The sequence below is a fragment of the Acidobacteriota bacterium genome, from assembly GCA_020845575.1.
Classification (GTDB): Bacteria; Acidobacteriota; Vicinamibacteria; order Vicinamibacterales; family Vicinamibacteraceae; genus Luteitalea.
The window spans coordinates 63,013-84,532 of record JADLFL010000055.1 but is presented as its reverse complement, the minus strand read 5'-3'; the positions used below and the strand labels follow the sequence as shown (position 1 = coordinate 84,532).

The 21,520-nt window shown below is 66.8% G+C and carries 20 protein-coding genes; 13 read left to right on the top strand and 7 right to left on the bottom strand.

The window, feature by feature from the left end:
- The first annotated feature begins 98 nt into the window (after positions 1 to 98).
- Positions 99 to 662 carry a hypothetical protein gene (locus IT182_16455; GenBank protein MCC6164942.1) on the top strand — a complete coding sequence of 188 codons (564 nt, stop codon included), beginning with the start codon at positions 99 to 101 and terminating at the stop codon, positions 660 to 662.
- A 122-nt stretch (positions 663 to 784) separates the two neighbouring features.
- Here IT182_16455 and IT182_16450 read toward each other — a convergent pair whose 3' ends face one another.
- Together IT182_16450 and IT182_16445 are read right to left on the bottom strand one after the other, a co-directional pair.
- The gene (locus IT182_16450) at positions 785 to 1,285 is read right to left on the bottom strand and encodes a type II secretion system protein (protein ID MCC6164941.1); all 501 of its coding nucleotides are present in this window, start codon (positions 1,283 to 1,285) and stop codon (positions 785 to 787) included.
- A gap of 162 nt (positions 1,286 to 1,447) precedes the next feature.
- The gene (locus tag IT182_16445; GenBank protein MCC6164940.1) at positions 1,448 to 1,981 is read right to left on the bottom strand and encodes a prepilin-type N-terminal cleavage/methylation domain-containing protein; all 534 of its coding nucleotides are present in this window, start codon (positions 1,979 to 1,981) and stop codon (positions 1,448 to 1,450) included.
- Between the two features lie 414 nt (positions 1,982 to 2,395).
- Here IT182_16445 and IT182_16440 point away from each other — a divergent pair, with 414 nt between their 5' ends.
- Together IT182_16440 and IT182_16435 are read left to right on the top strand one after the other, a co-directional pair.
- Positions 2,396 to 2,653 (top strand): DUF4258 domain-containing protein, encoded by a 258-nt coding sequence (locus tag IT182_16440; GenBank protein ID MCC6164939.1) that lies wholly within the window; start codon positions 2,396 to 2,398, stop codon positions 2,651 to 2,653.
- A complete protein-coding gene (locus IT182_16435; protein ID MCC6164938.1) occupies positions 2,650 to 2,922 on the top strand; it encodes a hypothetical protein in 273 nt (90 codons plus the stop codon). Before IT182_16440 ends, IT182_16435 begins: the two co-directional genes overlap by 4 nt.
- Positions 2,923 to 3,207: 285 nt before the next feature.
- On the opposite strand, the gene IT182_16430 is transcribed toward IT182_16435, so the two are convergent.
- Together IT182_16430 and IT182_16425 are read right to left on the bottom strand one after the other, a co-directional pair.
- The gene (locus tag IT182_16430; protein MCC6164937.1) at positions 3,208 to 3,504 is read right to left on the bottom strand and encodes a VapC toxin family PIN domain ribonuclease; all 297 of its coding nucleotides are present in this window, start codon (positions 3,502 to 3,504) and stop codon (positions 3,208 to 3,210) included.
- A gap of 93 nt (positions 3,505 to 3,597) precedes the next feature.
- The gene (locus IT182_16425; GenBank protein MCC6164936.1) at positions 3,598 to 3,816 is read right to left on the bottom strand and encodes a type II toxin-antitoxin system VapB family antitoxin; all 219 of its coding nucleotides are present in this window, start codon (positions 3,814 to 3,816) and stop codon (positions 3,598 to 3,600) included.
- Between the two features lie 162 nt (positions 3,817 to 3,978).
- Between IT182_16425 and IT182_16420 the strand changes: the two genes are divergently transcribed.
- The 10 genes from IT182_16420 to IT182_16375 all read left to right on the top strand — a co-directional run bounded on the left by IT182_16420 (position 3,979) and on the right by IT182_16375 (position 14,447).
- Complete coding sequence (locus IT182_16420; protein ID MCC6164935.1) at positions 3,979 to 5,520, top strand: glycosyltransferase family 4 protein; 1,542 nt, start codon at positions 3,979 to 3,981, stop codon at positions 5,518 to 5,520.
- An 85-nt stretch (positions 5,521 to 5,605) separates the two neighbouring features.
- Entirely contained in the window at positions 5,606 to 5,806 is a 201-nt protein-coding gene (gene thiS / locus IT182_16415; GenBank protein MCC6164934.1) for a sulfur carrier protein ThiS, read from the top strand.
- Positions 5,807 to 5,831: 25 nt separating this feature from the next.
- Positions 5,832 to 7,262 carry a hypothetical protein gene (locus IT182_16410; GenBank protein ID MCC6164933.1) on the top strand — a complete coding sequence of 477 codons (1,431 nt, stop codon included), beginning with the start codon at positions 5,832 to 5,834 and terminating at the stop codon, positions 7,260 to 7,262.
- Entirely contained in the window at positions 7,255 to 8,040 is a 786-nt protein-coding gene (locus tag IT182_16405) for a thiazole synthase (protein MCC6164932.1), read from the top strand. The genes IT182_16410 and IT182_16405 overlap by 8 nt, the downstream gene beginning before the upstream one ends.
- Positions 8,041 to 8,051: 11 nt before the next feature.
- Positions 8,052 to 9,563, top strand: coding sequence for a methyltransferase domain-containing protein (locus tag IT182_16400; GenBank protein MCC6164931.1), 1,512 nt, complete (start codon positions 8,052 to 8,054; stop codon positions 9,561 to 9,563).
- A 101-nt stretch (positions 9,564 to 9,664) separates the two neighbouring features.
- Complete coding sequence (locus tag IT182_16395) at positions 9,665 to 10,498, top strand: DUF3108 domain-containing protein (protein MCC6164930.1); 834 nt, start codon at positions 9,665 to 9,667, stop codon at positions 10,496 to 10,498.
- Positions 10,498 to 11,568: an NAD-dependent epimerase/dehydratase family protein gene (locus IT182_16390; GenBank protein ID MCC6164929.1), complete on the top strand. Its 1,071-nt coding sequence runs from the start codon at positions 10,498 to 10,500 to the stop codon at positions 11,566 to 11,568. The genes IT182_16395 and IT182_16390 overlap by 1 nt, the downstream gene beginning before the upstream one ends.
- 27 nt (positions 11,569 to 11,595) lie before the next feature.
- On the top strand, positions 11,596 to 12,675 hold the full coding sequence (locus IT182_16385) for an NAD-dependent epimerase/dehydratase family protein (GenBank protein ID MCC6164928.1): 1,080 nt from the start codon (positions 11,596 to 11,598) through the stop codon (positions 12,673 to 12,675).
- A gap of 4 nt (positions 12,676 to 12,679) precedes the next feature.
- Entirely contained in the window at positions 12,680 to 13,468 is a 789-nt protein-coding gene (locus IT182_16380) for a glycosyltransferase family 2 protein (protein ID MCC6164927.1), read from the top strand.
- 19 nt (positions 13,469 to 13,487) lie between these two features.
- Positions 13,488 to 14,447 carry a GDP-mannose 4,6-dehydratase gene (locus tag IT182_16375; GenBank protein ID MCC6164926.1) on the top strand — a complete coding sequence of 320 codons (960 nt, stop codon included), beginning with the start codon at positions 13,488 to 13,490 and terminating at the stop codon, positions 14,445 to 14,447.
- A gap of 4 nt (positions 14,448 to 14,451) precedes the next feature.
- Here IT182_16375 and IT182_16370 read toward each other — a convergent pair whose 3' ends face one another.
- From IT182_16370 to asnB, 3 genes are all read right to left on the bottom strand, one after another.
- Complete coding sequence (locus tag IT182_16370; protein MCC6164925.1) at positions 14,452 to 15,879, bottom strand: polysaccharide biosynthesis protein; 1,428 nt, start codon at positions 15,877 to 15,879, stop codon at positions 14,452 to 14,454.
- Positions 15,876 to 19,475, bottom strand: a complete 3,600-nt coding sequence (locus IT182_16365; GenBank protein MCC6164924.1) for a transglutaminase domain-containing protein — start codon at positions 19,473 to 19,475, stop codon at positions 15,876 to 15,878. The genes IT182_16370 and IT182_16365 overlap by 4 nt, the downstream gene beginning before the upstream one ends.
- A gap of 131 nt (positions 19,476 to 19,606) precedes the next feature.
- Positions 19,607 to 21,517 (bottom strand): asparagine synthase (glutamine-hydrolyzing), encoded by a 1,911-nt coding sequence (gene asnB, locus IT182_16360; protein MCC6164923.1) that lies wholly within the window; start codon positions 21,515 to 21,517, stop codon positions 19,607 to 19,609.
- Between the last annotated feature and the right edge of the window lie 3 nt (positions 21,518 to 21,520).

The following is a 21,520-nucleotide window of genomic DNA, read 5'->3' as shown; positions in this document are numbered from 1 at the left end:
GGTCCTGTTGACTCTCCCGTCCGACGATGAGACCGTCGTCGTCCGGGATGGTTGGCCCGCTCCCGTGCCCCCGGGGCGTCCGGGACGGAGAACACGGGATGCGATTCGAAGACATTCTTCCGACACTTGCCACGAAGGCGGACGTGGCCCAGTGCGCGACGAAGGCAGACGTGGCGCTGTGCGCCACCAAGGCGGACATGGCGCTGTGCGCCACGAAGGAGGACCTGAAAGGGATCCCCACCGTTGACGATCCGAAAGGGTTCGTCACCAAGGAGGACCTGAAGAAGGAACTGGAGCGGTTCGCCACGAAGGAGGATTTGAAGGAGGCACTGGAAGCGGAGCGAGTGTCCGTGTGTGACTCCATGCGCGAGCAATTCATCGCCATGCGCAAGAGTCTGCGTGAGGATCTGCACAAGGACTTGAGCGGCGCTCTGCGCAAGGAGTTGCGCGCGGATCGCAAGAGCCTGCGTCTGGAGTTGCGTGTCCTCATCGAGGCCGAGCGTGACCGCTGGAAGGCGGTCGTCGATCAGCAGAATCACGTGCTCGCGGCGCTCGGTCTCGTCGACCTCGCGGCGAAAGACCGCGACACCGCGCTCGACGGGCGCATCACCGCGCTCGGCGCTCGCGTCAGCGCGCTCGAACCACACGACGCCGCGCAGTGATCGCGCGCCGTTTCCCTTTGTCCCGTAAGGACCGCGCTACGTGTTCGGCCGGAGTCCGAAGGGCGATCGCGCTGCCCGGACGAAGGGCGAGCAGGCGGAGTAGCCGCCCGCTTGAAGGATGCCTACTGCGTGGCGAGGGGCGACACGGTTCCCGCGGCGACGAATGGCTCGACGGGTGCCGCACCGCTCGTATCCTGCCAGATGGTCCCGCCCTGGTTGGTAGCAAAGCCGCGCCGGCCCGTAGTCACGCCAAGGGGATCGGCACTGAAGTAATAGCCGCGGTAAGTGGCTGCTCCTGTGCAGTCTGCGGGGCCGGTGGGATACGCCGCAACGGCCAGGGCAAAGGCAAAGCCACTCTTTGGCGAAATATCCAGATCGCGAGAGACGTAATCGCCGCTCACAAGTCCGGCAAGCGACGCGCTGTAGGCCCCGCCTCCACAGCCTGAAGCATAGGCTGCCTGGCCGCTATTGAGTGTTCTCAGCGAACTGATGGCAGATGCCTCGTTCGCCGATGACTTCGCCGCCACGAGGAACGGCGCGCCAAGCGCGGACAGGACGCCGATCAGCGCAACAACAATCAACAGTTCGATGAGTGTGAAACCGGTATTCATTCGCATTGACATGGCGACGCTACTCCTCTGGTGGCCAGAGTTTCTTGCAAAGAGAATGCCGCTCATGCGCGTGGAAGGTACCATCCGACAGTTCGCGCTCGGTTGGCACAAAAAGACAGAGTGCCCTGCGGAGCCTGAACTCCACAGGGCACTCTGTCTTACCGCGAGTCGTGCTTACTGAATCGGTCGAACCTGCGCGGTCGGCGCGGCACCCATCTCAACGAGCGTCGGCGCCGCAGCACCTGTGGTGTTCTCCCAGATCGTCCCGCCCTGAGTGGACCCGAAGGCACGGACACCCGTGCTACCCAGTGCGGCAGGCATTGCCGTGGAGTAGTACGACAAGAAGGTTGGCGTCGCGTTGCAGTCTGTCGGGCCAGCTCCGGCCACCGCGCCAGCCGCGAGCACCACCGTGTAGCCGCTCTTGAGCACAGCGTTGGACGTCGTGAGGTCACGTGACAGGAAAGGCTCCGTGCTCCCCGGGCAAGCAATACCCAGAACCGTGAGGTCGTTGGCGTAGCCACCGCCGGCCGCGGAGGCGCCATAGGTCGCCTGTGCGCTGTTGGTAGACCGCAGCGAGCCGATGGCCGAGGCCTCGTTGCCCGACATGCGGGCGCGGAGGAGGCCCGGGATGGCGATGGCGGCGATGATGCCGATGATCGCAACCACGATCAGCAGCTCGATGAGCGTGAAACCCTTGTTGTTCCGAATCTTCATGTCCTGTCTCCTCTGAGCGGTCCTGCGTGAGCCGATGGTGGAGGTCGCGTCCCCCGCGCCTCCGAATCCTCGTGCTCCTCTCAATAGCAAGCGCGGTGCCACACCGCCCGCGTCACCCCGCTCCGCTCAGATCGCCCGCAAATACCTCACTTTTGACGCCACGCCCCACCTTCCGGCCGTCGGGACGCCGGACCACAACCGGCGATCGACTGACGATTTCCGTCACCAGCGACAACTGACGGTACCGCGAAGCGACGGAAGTTGTCACAGGAGACGGGGTAATGCCGAATGGCGAATGCCTGCCTCGACGGCGCGTCGCGGGACGAAGCGCGAGAACAAAGGAGGAGGGAGGAACGGGTCCACGGGCGGGGGGAGGTTCGCCGACGACGCTACAATTCGGCGTCGCTGATGGCAACCTTCCCGCACTGGTGGACGTGGGACCTCTCTTTCAGCAGCCACGCGGAAGCGCGCATGGAGCGGCGTGGTGTGACGGAGATGGAAGTGCGGGCTATGCTGGAGCGAGCCGTCGGGGTTCGCCCGGCGGCCATCGTTGGCCGCTTCACGATTGACGTCCGCAATCAGAACGCGCGCTGGGTCGTGGTTGTGGAACCCGACGCCGAGGCCAGACTGCTCGTCGTGGTGACTGTTTACGAGGTGTCCGAATGACCGAACGATCGCTCCAGGTCACCTACCGCAAGGGTCGGCCGTTCGCGGCCTACCTGCATCTCCCTCACACCACGGGCGACAGATGCGTCCGCACGGTTGCAACGCCTGATGGCCTGCTTCTCGTGGACTACAACAGCGCCGGGCAGCCACTCGGTCTGGAGATCACGGCGCCATCGGCGGTGTCGCTGGCACGCGTCAACGATCTGCTGACGTCGCTCGGGGAGCCGCCGATGGCGGATCACGAGTTCAAGCCCGTGCAGGCGGCGTAGAGGGCGTCACTGCGTCACCCCGATCCTCACGATCGAGGGCGTCGGCCCAGTCCGCCAGGCCTGCCTCGGCGAGGACCATCTCCTCGTCGGAGGCATGGAAGCGTGAACGGTCCCACCGGGACGCATCCGTCTTCCGCATCACAATCACGCTGACTCATTCTCCCGGCCGCAGCGGCAACGGGGCAACTGGCCGAAGCGAGCCGTTCTCGTAGAGCGCATCGACTGGGCCCATGAGGTCGAGAATAGCACGCGGAAGAAGCAGCATGGCCTGCGGCTGGCGTCGCGTCAGGCTGTCTCTGCGTCCTTGAACCGGTACGCGATTCCCAGTTCGTCGGCGAGGGCGTCGAGGGGGCCGTCGGTCGTCCAGAGTCGAACCCCGCCGACCAGGGCCGACGCCAGCAGGTGTGCGTCGATCCAGCCGATGCCTCGTCCGTGGAGTTGGCGCGCGCTGACGAACGTCACGACGTCGGCGTGAGGCACCGGAGGGTTCTGCGTCATCCGTTCGTAGCTGCGCAACAACGACTGCCGGCCACCGCGATCGCCCATCAGCAACTCGCCGTAGATGAGCTCGTGACCGGCCACCGCGTCGTCGGCCAGCAAACCGGTCGAGTTCGGCCGCGAACGGGGCCTGGTTCGAGAGGAACCGGATCCAGACCGAGGTGTCGACGAGCACGCTCATGCCGTGGGGTACCCGACCGACACCACGCGCTCACGGCGCCGCGGCGTCTCCACCGCATCGGGTTCGGACCCGCGCAGTGCCCGCAGGCGCTCGTAGGAGGCACGGCGCACGAGTGCCTCCAGGCCGAGCCGCACTGTCTCGGTGTCAGTCTTCGCCCCGACGGCCGCCCTGGCGTCGCGGAGGAGAGGCTCATCGATGTGCAGGGTCTTCTTCATACAGGCGAATATGCCATATGCATATGGCTGCCTGCGACTCCCCTACGCTGGGGTTGAGGAATCGGTTCCCCGGCCGCCTCGAGTGCCAGCACGCGCGGCGGGCCGGTTGCCGGTTGCCCGTTGCCGGTTGCCGGTTGCCGTCCCCATCCCCGATACTTCCCCGTGCGCGTTGCGTGGTTCTCGCCATTGCCGCCGGTGCGATCGGGCATCTCGGCGTACTCGCTCGATGTCCTCGAGGGGCTGCGGCGCGATCACGCCATCGACCTGTACGTGGACGATGGGGTGTGGCGCGCGGCGGGGGGGCATCTGCACGCGGGCCGCGGGGGGGAGACCGTCGCGCTCGACGGCCCGTACGGGCTGCCGCTCTATCGAGCCTACGACTTCGCTGTCGCGCATGAGCGTGCGCCGTACGACCTCATCGTGTACCAGATGGGCAACGCGGCGTGCCATCGGTACATGTGGCCTTACGTGTTGCGGTGGCCCGGCCTCGTGGTGCTGCACGACGCCGCGCTGCACCACGCGCGTGCACAGGCGCTCCTGCTCGACACGCGCGCCGACGACTACCGCGCCGAGTTCCGCTTCAATCACCCCGGCGTCGATCCCCGTGTGGCCGACTTCGTCGTCGCGGGGCTGGAGGGATCGCCGTACTACCTCTGGCCGATGCTGCGTCTCGTGATGAGCCGCGCCCGCGCCCTCGTCGTCCATGGCGCGCCACTCGCCGAGGCACTCGCGGAGGAGTATCCCGACACGCCGATTGCCACGGTGGCGATGGGAGTGCCGGATCCGTGGGTTTCACGGCCGGCGACCGGCAACCGGCAACCGGCAACCGGCGCGAGCGTTGCGATGGCGAGGCAAGCATTCGGTATTGTCGACATTCCCGACCAGTTGCCTGTTGCCGATTGCCGGTTGCCGGCGCTGAACAACCCGTTGCCGGTTGCCGGTTGCCGGTTGCCGGAGTCAATCCTGCTGTCCGCCTTCGGCCTCATCACGCCGGAGAAGCGCATTCTGCCGATCCTGCGGGCGCTGGCGGCGATTCGCGACGAAGCGCCGTTCGTGCGGCTGCGGCTGGTGGGTGAGGTAGGCGAGCACTACGCGCTCTGGCAGGACGTGGCGGAGACGGGTACGCGCGATCTCATCGAGGTCACGGGCTACGTGGACGATGAGCGACTCGCCGAGGAGTTGCGGGGGGCGGATGTGTGCCTGTGCCTGCGATGGCCGACGGCGCGGGAGACGTCGGCCTCGTGGCTGCGCTGCCTCGCGGCTGGCAAGCCGACTCTCGTGCCCGATCAACTCAGCACGTCGGACGTCCCGACGCTCGATCCGCGTCACTGGCTCCTGAAGCACGACCGCCGCGACGCCGCGAGCGTCTTCCAGCCGCCCGACGCGAGTCGTGCCGTGGCGGTGTCCATCGAGCTCTCCGACGAGGAGGCGATGGTGCGGCAGGCGCTGCGTCGGCTGGTGGCCGATGCGCAGTTGCGCGAGTCGCTGGGCCGCCGTGCGCGCGAGTGGTGGGAAGCGCACCACACCGTGGCGCGCATGCAGCGCGAGTACGAACGCGTCCTGGCGTGGGCTGCGAGCCAGCCCGCACCGTCATGGCCCGCTGACGCCCCCGCGCACGTGCGCCCCGATCCGGCGACGTGGGCGCGCGACCTCGCCGCCCCGTTCGGCGTGCAGGTGGACATCCTCGACAGCCCGACGGGATGACGAAGGCGCCCGGTGGGATCCGCATTTCGGCACCGCGGCATCGGAATTGATATGCTCGGAAGTCGGTGTGCCGATGTCCCTCGCTGTGACCATTCAGCTCAACGGTGAACCGTACGACCTGCCCGAGCCCGAGACGGTTGCCGCGCTCCTCGCGCGCCTGGACATCGACGCGCGTCGCGTGGCCGTGGAAGTGAACGAGTCGGTCGTGAAGAAGGCCGCGTACGCCACCACCGTCGTGCGCGCGGGCGACGCCGTCGAAGTCGTGAACTTCGTGGGCGGCGGGTAGATCGGTGGCGGATCGTCCATCGGCCGTGACAGGGCTCCTCCTCGTCGCGTGCCTGGCCTTCGCCCACGCCGCCGCATACGCGGTGTGGAAACCGCTGTACCAGGTCTCCGACGAGGTCGTCTACCTCACCGTCGTGCAGACGCGTGCGCTGGCTCTTACGAACGCGTCCGCTGCCGCGTGCATCGCCCCGCCAACCGGACAGCTTCCGGCGATCTCGCCTTCGGGCAAACGCGGCTTCGTCTACACCACCGCGCGCGAACTCGCCTTGCTCTGCGGGGCGGGCGTAACGAATCGCACGCTCATCGCACTCCGCCTGCTGCAGGCGTTGTCGCTCCCGGTGATTGCCGTCTGCGCCTGGGCCATCGCTCACCTGCTCACGCAGCGCCGCACCGATGCGCTGCTGGCGGGACTGCTCGTGGCAGGCCATCCCGTCGCCGCGACAGTCGCAGGCGCCGTCACGCCCGACGCATGGGCCAACGCCTTCAGCGCCATCGCGTTCCTGAGCGCTACACGCGCCATGCTCGGGCGAGGGTCCCGATGGGACGTCGGCACGCTGATCGCAAGCGTGCTGCTGGCCGTCTCCTGGAAGGACACGGCCACGTTCCTTCTGATTCTCCCGCCATGCGTTCTCGCGATCGGCCTGTGGCGCGGCACCCGTCAGGCGACGGCCGCGCGCTGGATCGCGGGCATGGCCGTCGCGGCGCCTCTCATGGTCGCGGCGGGACTGTTCTGGTTCCGGTCACCATATCTGGGGCAACCCACACCGACGGACATCCCTCGCGGTCCGGGCGCCTGGGCGCACGCGGTCCTGTACGACTTCGCCGAACAGTTGCCGGGCATGGTGAACTCGTCGTGGATGGGGATCGGAAGCTTCGGCGCCAATGTCCTGACAGCGGGCCCCTTCATGCAGACCATCGGAGTCGCCCTGGTGGTTGCCGGTGTCATCGGCGGCAGCAGCAGATGGGCACGGTCCGTTCCGCAACCAGGCATCGCAGCCATAGCCGCCGTCTGGACGTTGTGCGCCCTCATTTGTGCCGTCCAACCGTCAGTGCGTCAGGTCCTGCTCGGAACCACGGACATCCACCAGGGACGCTGGCTCTTCCCGCTTCTCGCCCCCTTCGTCGTTGTCGTCGCCTGCGGCATCAATGGCCTCTCGGCGCGGTGGCACCCGTTGCCGCTTGCGACAATGGGCGTCGCCGTGGCGGCGATGCAGTCACTCGTCGACACCGCCCGGTATTTCTGGGCGAGTCCGGCCGACCTCGTCCAGACGGCGCTGTTCGTGCGCGGAACCGGAGGCGCAGTGGTCGGAGACGGCGTCGTTCTTGCGACCATCCGGCACGTCGCCGAGCAGACACCCTTCACATGGCGCGCCGCGTCCACGCTCCTCGTCATCGTCGCGGCAACGGCATGCCTGGTCCACGGCACAGGATTACGCAAGGTTCCTCGAGATGTCTGACACACTCACCATCGCCGATCGCACCTTCTCTTCACGCCTCTTCGTCGGCACGGGCAAGTACTCGTCCAACGAGGTGATGCGCGACTGCCACGCCGCCTCCGGCGCGGAGGTCGTCACCGTCGCCGTGCGGCGCGTCGACCTGAACGACAGGAGCGGCACGTCGCTGATGGACTTCATCGCGCCATCGATGTTCATCCTGCCCAACACCGCCGCGTGCTACACGGCGCAGGACGCCATCCGCACCGCGCGGCTCGGACGCGAGGCCGGCCTGTCCAACTGGGTGAAGCTCGAAGTCATCGGCGACGAGCGAACGCTGTTCCCGGACAACGAGGCGCTGATCGAAGCGACGAAGGTGCTCGTCAAGGAAGGCTTCGTCGTGCTGCCCTACACGACCGACGATCCGATCGTGTGTCGCAAGCTCGAAGACGCGGGCGCGGCAGCCGTGATGCCGCTCGGCGCACCGATCGGCTCCGGCCTCGGCATCCAGAACCCGAACAACATCTCGATCATCAAGGAGTTCGCCGGCGTGCCCGTCGTCGTCGATGCCGGCGTGGGGACGGCGTCCGACGTGGCCCTCGCGATGGAGCTCGGGGCCGACGCCGTGCTGCTCAACACGGCGATCGCGCAGGCGACCGAACCGGTGTTGATGGCCGCGGCGATGAAGCACGCCGTCGAGGCCGGACGACTCGCGTGGCGCGCCGGCCGCATGCCGAAGCGGCGCTACGCGTCGGCGAGCAGCCCGCTCAGCGGCACCATTCACGCCACTCCGCGCGCATAATCGACGCGCGCATGGCCGACGTCCGCTTCACCCGCTCGATCGACAAGGACCACCTCGCACGTCTGAAGCAGGCGCGCGAAGAGGCAGACGCCGCGTACAACGCGGCGCTGTCTGCGCTCGATGCCGCGCTGCCGGCGCCGCGCGCGGTGCCCGACGATCCCACGCGGCCCGACGAGACGCAGATCACGCCGCTCAACGAACGCTACGCGATCGTCGCGGGCATGCACCCGCCGAGCGGGATCAAGAACGTGGTGCTGCGCCAGGTGTGGAGCTGGCTCGCGCCGGTGTTCGCGCGACAGGAAGCGTTCAACGCCACGCTCGTCGATCACGTCAACCGCAACGTGGCTGCGACGCGCTCGCTGCACGAGGCACAGACAGGCGTCCTCGCCGCGCTTCGCGACGAGCTCGCGCAGCTCGCCACATTCCACTCGGCGCTCATCGTCTATCTGCAGCAGCTCACGCCGTACGTGGACACGAAGGACTACGAGTTCGATGGTCTGGCGACACGACGCGTGGAAGACGTGGGCACCGCCGTCGAGACACTGCACCATCGTACCGTCGGCCCGGGTGGGGCGATCAGCGGCGTGGGCGATGAACTGAATCGCCGCCTCGAGATGCTCGCCGTCCGCGAACGCCGCTTCGAATCACGCGTCGCCGCGCTCGACGCCGCCCACACCCAGCTCGCCCAGTCGCTCGGCGTCATCACGCGCGCCACGCAGACGTTGAAGAGAGAGGTGGAAGGTGTGATCGGGTCGGCAACCGGCAACCGGCAACCGGCAACCGGAACTCCTGGGAGGGCCGGCTCTCCGAGCCCGGCCGCTCCCGACAACTCCTTTGCTGCCGGGGGTATCGAGTCCTTCAAGTATGTTGGCTTCGAAGACCAGTTCCGCGGGTCCGCGACGACGATTCGGGAGCGGTTGCGGGATTACGTTCCGCTGTTTGCCTCGCAGCGGGACGTGCTCGACATCGGCTGCGGGCGGGGCGAATTCCTCGATCTGCTGCGGCAGGACGGCATACGCGCGCGTGGGCTCGACATCAATCACGAGATGGTCGAAGTGTGCCGGCAGCGCGGGCTCGACGCGTCGGAGGGCGATGCGCTGTCGTACCTCGACGGCCTGGCGGACGAGAGCCTCGGCGGCATCTTCGCCGCGCAGGTCGTGGAGCATCTCGAACCCGACTACCTCGTGCGCCTGCTCCAGCGCGCGGGCGAAGTCCTGAAGCCGGGCGGCGTGCTCGCGCTCGAGACCGTCAACGTGGCGTGCTGGTTCGCGTTCTTCCAGAGCTACGTACGCGACATCACGCACGTGCGCCCGCTGCACCCCGAGACGCTCGCGTACTTCGTGCGCGCCAGCGGGTTCCCGCACGTGGACATCCAGTACCGCTCGCCCTATCCCGACGCGCACAAGCTGCAACACGTGCCCGGCGGCGACGCCCTGCACTACACCGTCAACGCGAACGTCGACAAGCTCAACAGCCTCCTGTTCACGCATCTCGACTACGCCGTAGTGGCGAGAAAACCTTGAGACCGGCAATGGGCAACCGGCAACCGGCAACCGGGCAGCGTCAGATACTGAGAGCGATGGGATCTGTGGTGCTTACGCGGCGAGCGTTGTTGACGGCGTTCATGCTTCTGCTCCCTCTGCCGATCGCACCCGCGGCGCAGCGGTTGCCGTCGCGGCTGGGCGGGCCTGTCGGGCCGCCGCCCAGGGCGGGTACGGCGGCGCCGGCGAAACCCGGCACAGCACCCGCCGCACCAGCACGACCAACAGGCCCCGAGAAGGTCGTGCCCTTCAAGGCCGGCGAAGCCCTCACCTACGATGTGTCATGGTCTGATTACGTGACGGCTGGCACCGCCACGCTCACCGTTCGCGACAAGCGGCCCTCGTTCGGCTCGACGGCCTACTACCTGGTCGCCGAGGGCCGTCCGACGTCGCTGGTGTCGAAGTTGTATGCGGTGTACTACAAGGCCGACTCGCTGGTGGACGTCTACACGCTCCTGCCCCAGCGCGGATCGGTGTTCAGCCAGGAGAACAGCCGGCAGCGCATGAAGGAGACGCGCTTCGATCAGTCGAAGCGCGAGGCGATCTTCCAGATGAAGACGTCGACGACGATGGTGCAGGACCAGCCGTTGCCGGGCCCGACGCACGACGGATTGTCTGCGCTGGCTGCCATGCGAACGCTCGCCTTCGCGCCCGGGGCGTCGACGTCGTTCGCCGTCTCAGACTCGGGCTATCTCTATCGCGTCACGCTGAATGTCACAGGCAAGGAGACGATACAGTCGGGCCTCGGCTCGTCGCCTGCGTGGAAGGTCGTGCCGTCCATCCGCGATGCGAAAGGCCAGGCCGTCGGCCGTGGCCTCGCCGTGTGGATCTCGGATGATGCGAGGCGGCTGCCCGTACGGATTCAGGCACAGCTGCCCGTCGGATCGTTCGTGCTGACGCTGCGCGACGCACGATGATCCCCACGCGCATCCTCGTCACGGGTGGCGCGGGCTTCGTCGGTTCCGCGCTCGCGTTGCGCGCACGCGAGGCGTGGCCGGACGCGTCGGTCACGGCGTTCGACAACCTCAGGCGCCGCGGCAGCGAACTGAACGTCGCACGACTCCGAAACGCCGGCGTGCAGTTCGTCCACGGCGACATTCGCACGCCGGCCGATCTCGCGCCACTCGGTCGAGATCTCGATCTGCTGCTGGAATGCTCCGCTGAACCGTCGGTACTCGCGGGCTACGACGGCGACCCGAGCTACGTGATCGACACGAACCTCACGGGCACCATCCACTGCCTCGAACTGGCACGTCGATCGGGAGCCGCGTTCGTCTTCCTGTCCACGAGCCGCGTCTACCCCATCGCCGCGCTCAACGCCATCGCGACGATCGACACGCCGACACGGCTCGACATCGCGCGCGATCAGTCACTCCCCGGCGTGAGTACGGCGGGCATCAGCGAAGACTTCCCGCTCACGGGCACGCGATCGATCTACGGGGCCACCAAGCTCGCGTCGGAGTTGTTGATCGCGGAGTACCACGAGGCGTTCGGCCTGCGCACCATCGTCGACAGGTGCGGCGTGATCGCCGGCCCGTGGCAGATGGGCAAGGTCGACCAGGGCGTGTTCTCGCTGTGGATGGCGCGTCATCTCTCGGGTGGCGCGCTCACATACAACGGCTGGGACGGGCGCGGGCGCCAGGTGCGCGACATCCTTCACATCGACGACCTCACCGACCTCATCGTCACGCAGGTCGGCTTGATCGAATCGCTCTCCGGACGCCTGTTCAACGCCGGCGGCGGGCTCGCGTGCAGTCTGTCTCTGGCCGAGACCACGGCGCTCTGCGAAGCGATCACCGGAAGAACCCTCGACATCGCGCCGCGTCCCGATGGACGCGTGGTCGACATCAAGCTCTATGTGACCGACAACAGCCGCGTCACGGCAGCGACGGGCTGGGCGCCGCGGCGCACACCAGAGCAGGTGTTGCGCGACATCCACGCGTGGATGACCACGCACGCAGACGCGCTCCGCGCGGTCGCGCCGTGACGCGCGCGCGACAGGTACACTGACGCGATGGCGGTTGCCGTGATCACCGGCTCGGCCGGACTCATCGGATCGGAAGCGACGGACGCGTTCGTGGCGCGCGGCTTCGACGTGGTCGGCATCGACAACGACATGCGTCGCTCGTTCTTCGGCGACGATGCGTCGACGTCGTGGCAGCGCGCTGAACTGCAGCGCCGCCATGGCAGCCGGTATCGACATCACGATCTCGACATCCGTGACGACGAGGCGGTCATGCGCCTGCTCGGCGACTACGGCGCCGACGTGGCGGTCATCGTCCATGCGGCCGCGCAGCCCTCGCACGACTGGGCCGCACGCGAACCGCTGACAGACTTCGGCGTCAACGCCGTCGGCACGCTGCACTTGCTCGAAGCATGCCGCGAGCACTGCCCCGACGCCGTGTTCATCTTCACGTCCACCAACAAGGTGTATGGCGACACGCCGAACCGCCTGCCGCTCGTCGAGCAGGCCACGCGCTGGGAGATCGACCCCTCGCACCCGTTCGCCAACGGGATCGACGAGTCGATGAGCATCGATCAGTCGACGCACTCGTTGTTCGGCGCATCGAAGGTCGCGGCCGACGTGCTCGTGCAGGAATACGGACACTACTTCGGCATGCGCACGGGCGTGTTCCGCGGCGGCTGCCTCACCGGCCCGCACCACTCGGGGACGATGCTGCACGGGTTCCTCGCGTACCTGATGAAGTGCACGGTGACGGGCACGCCCTACCGCGTGTTCGGGTACGAGGGCAAGCAGGTGCGCGACAACATCCACAGCGCCGATCTCGTGAGCGCGTTCATGGCGTTCACCGACGCGCCTCGCGCAGGTGAGGTCTACAACATGGGCGGCTCGCGGTTCTCCCACTGTTCGATGCGTGAAGCGATCGCGCTGTGTCAGGAGATCGCCGGGCGCGACCTGTCGTGGACGTACGAGGAGAAGGCGCGCATCGGCGATCACATCTGGTATGTGAGCGACACGTCGAAGTTCCGGCGCCACTATCCCGGCTGGGTGCAGCGGTACGACGCGCGCGCGCTGCTGCAGGACATCCACGATCGGAACGTCGATCGCTGGCGCGAAGCGGTCGCGCCCTGACGCGATGCCGGCGCCGACGTCCCCTGCCGACACGCCGCTCACGCTGTCGCTCGTCATTCCTGCTCACAACGAAGCGGACGGCATCGCGGCGACCCTTCGCACCTTCGCGTCTCGTCTTCGCACCGACGCCCTCCCGTTCGAGCTCCTCGTCGTCGACGCCCACAGCACCGATGACACGGCCGCGGTGCTCGACGGGCTCTCGGAGGAACTGCCGGAGCTGCGCCGGGTCGAGAATCCGCGCAGCGGCGGCTTCGGTCATGCCGTGCTCGCGGGGCTGGACGCCTTCTCCGGCGACGCCGTCTGCGTCGTCATGGCCGACGCGTCAGACGACCCGGCCGACGTGGCGGCGTACTACCGCACGCTGGTTCAAGGGTACGATTGCGTGTTCGGGTCGCGGTTCATGCCCGGCGGCCGCGTGGTGGACTATCCCACGCACAAGCTGCTGCTGAACCGCATGGCCAACACGTTCATCAGGGTGCTGTTCGGGCTCCGGCTGAACGACACGACCAACGCGTTCAAGTGCTATCGGCGCGAGGTGATTCGCGGGTGCGCGCCGCTCCTGTCGAAGCACTTCAACCTCACCGTCGAGCTCCCGCTGAAGGCGATTGTCAGGGGCTACTCGTACGCCGTCGTGCCCATCAGCTGGTACAACCGGACGACGGGCGTGTCGAAATTGAAGATCAAGGAGATGGGGAGCCGCTATCTCTTCATCGTCCTGTACGTGTGGCTCGAGAAGATCCTGTCACGCGGCGATTACCATAGGCCGGGGCCGCCATCGGTTCCACGCGGTTGAGAGGACCGCCAGCCGGATCATGCATGTACTCATCACCGGGGGCGCCGGATTCATCGGTTCCCATCTTTCGGACGCCCTGCTGGCGGCAGGCCATCGTGTCCACGTCATCGACGATCTGTCGACAGGGGCGATCGGCAACATCGCACACCTGAAGGGGCACGATCGCTTCTCGTACACGATCGACTCGGTGGAGAACGAGCCGTTGCTCGCGGAACTCGTCGACCAGGCTGACGTGATCTTCCACCTCGCCGCCGCTGTCGGCGTGAAGAAGATCGTCGAGGAGCCCGTCGCGACCATCGAGAACAACGTCCACGGCACCGAAGTCGTGCTGCGCCAGGCCAACAAGAAGAAGAAGCTCGTCGTGATTGCCTCGACGTCGGAGGTCTACGGCAAGAGCACCGACGTCCCGTTCAACGAAGACCAGGACCTCGTGATGGGGCCGACGCACAAGCATCGCTGGGCGTATGCATGCAGCAAGGCGATCGACGAGTTCCTGGCGCTGGCATACGCCAAGGAGAAGCGCCTGCCGGTGATCATCGTGCGGTTCTTCAACACCGTGGGTCCGCGACAGACGGGCCAGTACGGCATGGTCATTCCGAACTTCGTGCGACAGGCGCTGCTCGGCAAGCCCATCACCGTACACGGCGACGGAGAACAGTCGCGCAGCTTCACCTACGTCGGCGACGTCGTCAGGGCGCTCATCGCGCTGGTCGACGAACCGCGCGCCAGGGGCCAGGTCTTCAACATCGGCAACGGCGAGGAGATCAGCATCAACGCGCTCGCCGAGAAGGTGAAGGCGATGACCGGAAGCACTTCGGAGATCGTACGGATCCCGTACGACCAGGCGTACGAATCGGGGTTCGAAGACATGCCTCGTCGCGTCCCGGACATCAGCAAGATCAACGCGCTGGTGGGATACGAACCTCGCGTCGATCTCGATCAGATCCTGCGGGAAGTGATCGACTACATGCGCGCCTGAGCGATCAGGCGCCGGTGAGGGCGAGAGCGGGACTACTGCCGGGTACAGCCGCCTGCAGCGCCTGTCTGATGGCGTGCGCGTCGCCTTGTCGTGCGAGCGACGCGAGACCGCGCACCATCTCGTGCAGACGATCTCCCGTGGGCGCCTGCGGTTCCTCGACGCGGAGCAGCGCGCTCAGGCTCGTGGGGAGTACCCGGCTGCCGTCCTCCCAGAGAATCTCGGTGAGTTTCTCTCCCGGCCGCAGTCCCGTGAAGACGACGCGGATCGTATCGGGATCCTCGCCCGACAGCTGGATCAGATCCGCAGCGAGATCCACGATGCGGACGGGTGCCCCCATGTCGAGCACGTAGAGCCTGCCGCCGTCGTCCATGCCACCGGCGTGCAGGACGAGGTACACGGCCTCCGGGATCGTCATGAAGAAGCGCGACATCTCCGGATGCGTCAGCGTGACCGGCCCGCCACGCGCGATCTGCTGTTCCAGAAGTGGCACCACGCTTCCACGGCTGCCCAGCACATTGCCGAACCGAACGGCGACCCACGGTCGCCCGACGCGCGCGCCCGCATCCCCGACGATCCACTCGCACACACGCTTGGTGGCGCCCATGACGCTCGCCGGAGCAACAGCCTTGTCCGTCGACACGAGCAGCAGACGCGCGACACCGCTCGACTCCGCGCAGCGCACCACGTTCCACGTGCCGACGATATTGTTGCGCACGGCTTCGGCGGGGTGTGCCTCCATCAACGGCACGTGCTTGTGCGCGGCGGCGTGGAACACCAGCGTCGGCGCGTGCGTCGCGAACACGCGGCTCAACGCACGCTCATCGGTCACGTCTGCGATCACGGGCACCAGCGGCGGAGCCATCGGATCGGCGGCCAGTTCGATGTGCGCGGCGTGGATGCTGTTCTCCCCGCGTCCGAGCAGGACGAGCGACTCCGGCTGCGCGCGGCACACCTGTCGCGCGAGTTCGCGTCCGATCGAACCGCCGGCCCCGGTGATGAGCACGCGCTGCCCGCTCAGATACGCGGGCGGTGGTTCATCGCACCGGACCTCCGTGCGCCGCAGCAGATCGGCCACCTCCACGGGCCTCAGCTGGCGCGGCGTGATGGGACGTCCGAGCAGCTCGACGATGGCAGGCATCGTCCGCACGGGCAGCCCGAGGCGGCGGCACGCGATGGTGATCTCGCGTAGTCTGACACCGGACAAGCTCGGGATCGCGACGATGACCTCATCGATGGCGTAGTCGACCACTGCAGCGTCGAGCGCTGCAATAGGGCCCACGACAGCAGCCGGCCCGACGCGCCCGTCGCGCAGCGCGGCGTCATCGTCGAGGGCAACGACGAGCTCCTGTCCCCGCTGATGCCTGACAAACTCGTCGGCCACCAGGCGTGCGGTATACCCCGCGCCAATCAGCAGCAGGCGCCGTGTCGTCATCGATCCGGGACCGGCAGTGGCGTGGCCGAACGGACGACGCCGGTGGACCATACTCTCCCGCCGGCGCTCCAGTACATGGAACTCTCCACGTAGACTCCCGCGCCGTCGAGACCTTCAATTGCGGCAGCCACGCGACGGCCCGACAGTTCCGGCAACATGATGGCGGTGCCGATCGTTCGTCTCGAATGTGGCTGAACCCGGAACGTCCGCACGACATCCGGCAGCCCGTCTCCGTGGAATCGTACGCGCACGCGCGCTTCCGTGTCGTCCGGATTGGCGATGAGAATGTACGTGTCGTATCCCGCCTGCGTCCCGGTCCGGACATCGGCCAGCCCCCATGACGCGGCCGGCTCCTGGCCCCCGAGGACGACGGTCCCATCCTCCCAGGACACGGCGTCGAGCGACCAGTACATCGAGCGTTCTGCCACGATGGGTCGATCGGCATCGAGCACGATCGACATCTCGGCAGCGGCGAGGTCGGGATCCGTATCTGCCCAGACGGTGAGGCGGGCGAACGGGTCGACCATCACCTGCCTGAATACGGTACGACCGTCCGCCAGGAGGTACGTCACCGTTACACCTGCCGGCTCGGCGTTCGGATTCGAGAGCAGGATGAACGTGTCGAAGAACGCACCCGTCGCACCTTCGGCGAAATACCACCGCGTGTGTGGTGACACGGCACCAGACGACGAGTGCCCGCCCTTCCACGGGAAGGCGCCGGCGAAATACATGGCTCGTTCGACCGCAATCGGGCGCGTCGCCTCGAACGTCGCTCCGAACGACCGCCCGGCGAGCCCGTCAACGAACCACGCCGGGATGTTCAGTCGCTCGTGAGCGCGAACGCCCGTCGTGTACGTGATGGTCTCGCCCTCGTCCAGCAGGAATGTCGCGGTCACGGTCACCGGTTCGTCCTGGGGATTCATCACCAGCCAGTACGTGTCGAAGGAGCCTGCATTGCCTTCGGCGAAGTACCAGACGCGGCTCGGGCCCGTCACGGCACGACCTGCGTGTGCTCCTGACGCATCGGTGCCCCACGTCATCAGACGTTCCACACTGAGTGGCACGCCACGCAGCGATACGACCTCTGTCGCGATGCCCACTGCCGTTCCGGGGAGGAGCGCGCCTAGCTCGAAGTCCATCCGGCCCGAGGGGGGCAGGACGTGCGTCAACTCGTACGCCACACCGGCATCCCCCATCAGCCTGACGCGGACAGGAGCCTCGATGTCGGCGTGATTGGCGATCGCCACGTTGGTATCGAAGGCGTCTCCCGTCGCACCTTCCGCCAGCAGATACGACCGTGGTCGGACGGAGAACGTCGCGCGACGCCGCGTCTCGAGTCCCGTCGTCGTCACCGCTGTCACTTCGATCTCGGTGACGCCAGCGGAGAGCGTGAGGGGCAGGCTCCACGTCGCCTCGATGGGAATCGTGCCGCCCTGTCCGGTACTCGTGGTCCACGCCAGGGAGGCGAGCCCGTCGGTGATTGCCGTACCCGTCAGCGTGACCCAGGGAAGTTCTACTTCCGACGATGCCGGAGCGTCGATCGTCACGAAAGGCGGATACTCCAGCGAAAACGCCGTCGGCGTACTCCAGTCTGACGACAGGGCCGTGGTCATGACACGCACCGACCAGTACCGCACGTGCCCGGGCAGCAGGGCGGGATGCTCCTGGAGCAAGGCCGTCACGACACCATCCCCTCCGGACGGCGCCTCGACGTATTGGTAAGCGAACGGCGACAGACATGCCTCATCGACGCACAGACGCAGTTCATAGCCTGTGGCAGCAGGCCAGCCCTGCCATGCCACTTCGCGAGTCACAGGGTCAAGCGGGACGCCGGGAGTCGGGGCGACAGTCGTGGGGACCGGGGGCGTCGTGTCGAGCACTTCGTCCCATTCATGCTGAACCACCAACTGACCAGGCGTGACCTGCCTTGCTGTGAACGTGGTGCCCCACTTGTCGAGCCTCGCTGGCGACCATCGGCTCGTCTGGAACGCCGCCTCGACACCAATCGACTCGATTCGCGCGATCTGTCCGCTCGGGGCAGCCATGGACACGTGCAGGAGCGCACTGTGCAGGGCAACACCACGTCGCGGCACCAGAGAGGCTCCGAGCGGAATGTCGACAGCACCTGCCGATTCGAACGTCGTACCTGTCGACTGCCAGACAGGTGCCGGCGTCCTGCCGCGCATCCCGGCGACCCTGAGTCGGCGGATTCCAGCGTGGGGGAGCGGCGCGCTGGTCCGCACGCGCAAGAAGAGTGCGGCAGGTTCGGACGGCAACGGGATCGTGGCATCGAAATACCAGAACTCCGCTGGATGCGCAGACCAGAGAGCCGTCCACTCGCTCCCGTCATGTGACCAGTCCACGAAGACCTGCTCGAGCTCCGAGCGTCGGAACGCAGACAACTCGAGGCGTCGCTCGCCGGGCGCTCCTTCGAGGTGCAGGATCAGTAGGCTCTCGCTGGCAATGCCGTCGGTGTGGAAGAAGGGCAACAGTCCATCGTCTTCCGCACTGGCGAACCCCTCTGCCGACGCGACTCCCGGCCACTCAAGGAACACGCCGCTGGCCAGATCGCTATCAGCCAGCAGGAACCCATCGGCGTGGCGCTGCGCGCCGAGTGAAATGCCAGCCTCCGAGCCATGGGTACTCCCCTCCAGCCGTGTCGTGACGTCGCGAATGGGATAGGGAACGTCGACTCGCACCACGAGTTCGCCTGGGTGCTCGGGGTCGGCAGGTTCCCACCCGAGGCGACCGTCTCTGTCGCGCAGTACCACGTTGGTGCTCGACACGAGACGTTCATGACTGGATGGCGCGCCGGCGTCTACCCGTAACGAAAGAAGACCGCTCGCGATGGCGAGCGCTGGCCGCGACTCTCCTGCATTGTCGTCCCTGGCAGCAACGGCGCTCGTCGTCGAAAACAGCACGCTGTCGCCCGGCAACAACGTCCACGAAAGGTCGGGATCGGCGGCCGCAGCCGCGGCTGTCACAGGCCAGACCGCATTCAGCGGCGTCGACGCGTAGATGGGACGCAGCGTGGCATACATTCCCCCAGCAGACGCCAGCAGTTCGGGGCTGCTGATGAGGTCCTCGACGCCAGCGACGGTGACGCCATCGGACAGCATGAACACGGCCGGCCAATTCGCGTCGAACATGTGCCAGCGCCCGTCGTAGTAGACCTCTGTCACCACGTGGGTAGGCGGTGTTCCAGGATTCCACATCCGCGTGGGCAATCCCGCGCGCTCGAAAAGTAGGCCGAGCGTGGTGGCAACGTCCGAGCAGAGACCGTAACCGTAGAACCCGAGGAACGCTACCGGGCGTGCGCCCTCCGTCGACCAGTACGAAGGTGCTTCCCACTGGTAGTAGTGGTCGCGTACGTACTCGTAGATCGCGCGCGCGCGTTGCGAGGGAGGCCAATCATCCGGAGCGATTCTCGCGAGCAATGCCGCCGTGTCTGCGAAGTAGTCGACGGGCCATACCGTGACGCCGCGCGCGGCTTCAGTGCCGATGTTCGCGACGCGAAGGGAAGACACCGCGGCCACGGTCCCCGTGGTCGGCGCAACGGTCCATGTCTGCGATGTCAGGTCGACAGGAGTCGACATCGTCCGACTCCCACCGCCCTGCGCCGCTGCGATCGGGACCATCGTTGCGGCAACCGCCGCGACAAGCGCGCCAGCGCGCCCCCGTACGCGGGTCGGACTCGAAAACGCGGCAGCCTCCGACTGGTGAATGATCATGGCCAATCGGACGGCACCGGCCGTCTGTCGATGAACGTACGGAACCAGCCTTCGAGCATCAGGAGGTTCCAGATCTGATAGTGCCAGAACATGCGGCCCGAGGCATGCTCATCGAGCACGCGACCGATGGCGTCCGGCTTGAAGTAGCCTCTGTTCAGCGTCCGCTCGTCGAGGAGGATTTCACGGGCGTACCCCTGCAGGCTCGTCTGGAACCATCGATCGAGCGGGACGCCGAAACCCATCTTCGGCCGGTCGAGTATCTCCGTCGGCAGGAGTCGGGCCGCGACGCGACGCAGAACGTGCTTCTTGTGTCTGCCGTCCTTGATCTTGTACCGCGCCGGCAGGCGCGCCGCGAGTTCCATCACGCGGTGATCGAGCAGGGGCGACCGTGCCTCGAGCGAGTGCGCCATGGTCGCGATATCGACCTTCACCAGGAGATCGTCGAGCAGATAGGTCTGCACATCCACGTCGAGCATCCGGTCGATGAAGTCAGGGGCGGACGATGCCTCGAAGATGGCCTCCAATTGCGGCACGACATCGGGTTGCACGGTTTCCAGAAACTCGGGTCGGCACACGGCTCGCTTGCGTTGCAGATCGAAATGCAGCATCCATGAGGCGTAACGCCGCTCGGACGACTCGCCAAAGCTCTCGAAGAAACGATGCGCACGACGCAAGAGCGGCGTCGGCACGGCATATGAGACGGGCCCGGTGACGAGAGCCGGGAGCCGGCGCAATGCCGCGGGCAGCACCCGGTCGAACCGCGACGCTGCGAGACTGGCCACATACCGCGTGTACCCGCCGAAGCTCTCATCACCACCATCTCCGTTCAGGGCCACCGTCACGTGCCGGCGCGTCATCTCCGCCAACGCGAATGTGGGCAGGGCCGATGAATCCGCATATGGCTCGCCGTAGTGCCAGACCAGTTTCGGCATCAGCGTCACGGCGTCGGGCTCGACGACGAACTCTTCGTGCCGCGTCCCGTAGCGCTCCGCCACGAGACGCGCCGCCGGCAGTTCGTTGTACCGCTCCTCGGCGAACCCGATCGAGAAAGTCCGGACCGGCGTCGACGAATGCCGGGCCATCATCGCCACGACCGTCCCCGAGTCGATCCCCCCGCTGAGGAACGCGCCGAGCGGGACGTCGCTGACGAGACGATCCTGGACGGCACGGTCCAACGCCTCGTCCACGGCCTCCACGGCCTCGTCCTCACTGATCGTCAATGTCGGCTGGTACGGTAGCGACCAATAGCGCGTGATGGATTGCCGTCCGTCCTGGATCGTCATCACGTGGCCGGGGGGCAGCCTCCGCACGCCCTTGAAGGCGCTGCCGGGCGTCGGCACGTACTGGAACCCGAGGTAGTCGGCAATCGCCTGCGGGTCGGGCTCGGCCGTGAACCCGGGCTCGCCGAAGAACGCCCGCACCTCCGACGCAAACGCGAGGCCGTCGGAATCGAAGCGATAGAACAGCGGCTTCTTCCCGACGCGGTCGCGCGCGATGAGGGCCCGGCGCGCCCGCGCGTCCCAGATGGCGAACGCGAACATCCCGACAAAGTGACTGACGCAGTCGTCACCGTAGGCGTCGTATGCCGCCAGGATGACCTCGGAATCCGTGTGGGACCGGAACGTCACGCCCCTGGCCTCCAGGGCGCGTCGCACGTCGCGGACGTTGTAGATCTCCCCGTTGAACGTGAGCCACAGTCGCCCATCTCCCCTGTTCATCGGCTGCGCGCCGGCGTTCGAGAGATCGATGATCGACAGGCGTCGATGTCCGAACCCCACGGGCCCGTCTACCCAGACACCTTCGCCGTCAGGGCCTCTGTGCCGCATCAGGTCGCACATCGCCGTCACATGGCGAGGATCGACGGGTGCGCCGCTGAGAAAATTGATGCGTCCTGCGATGCCACACACGTC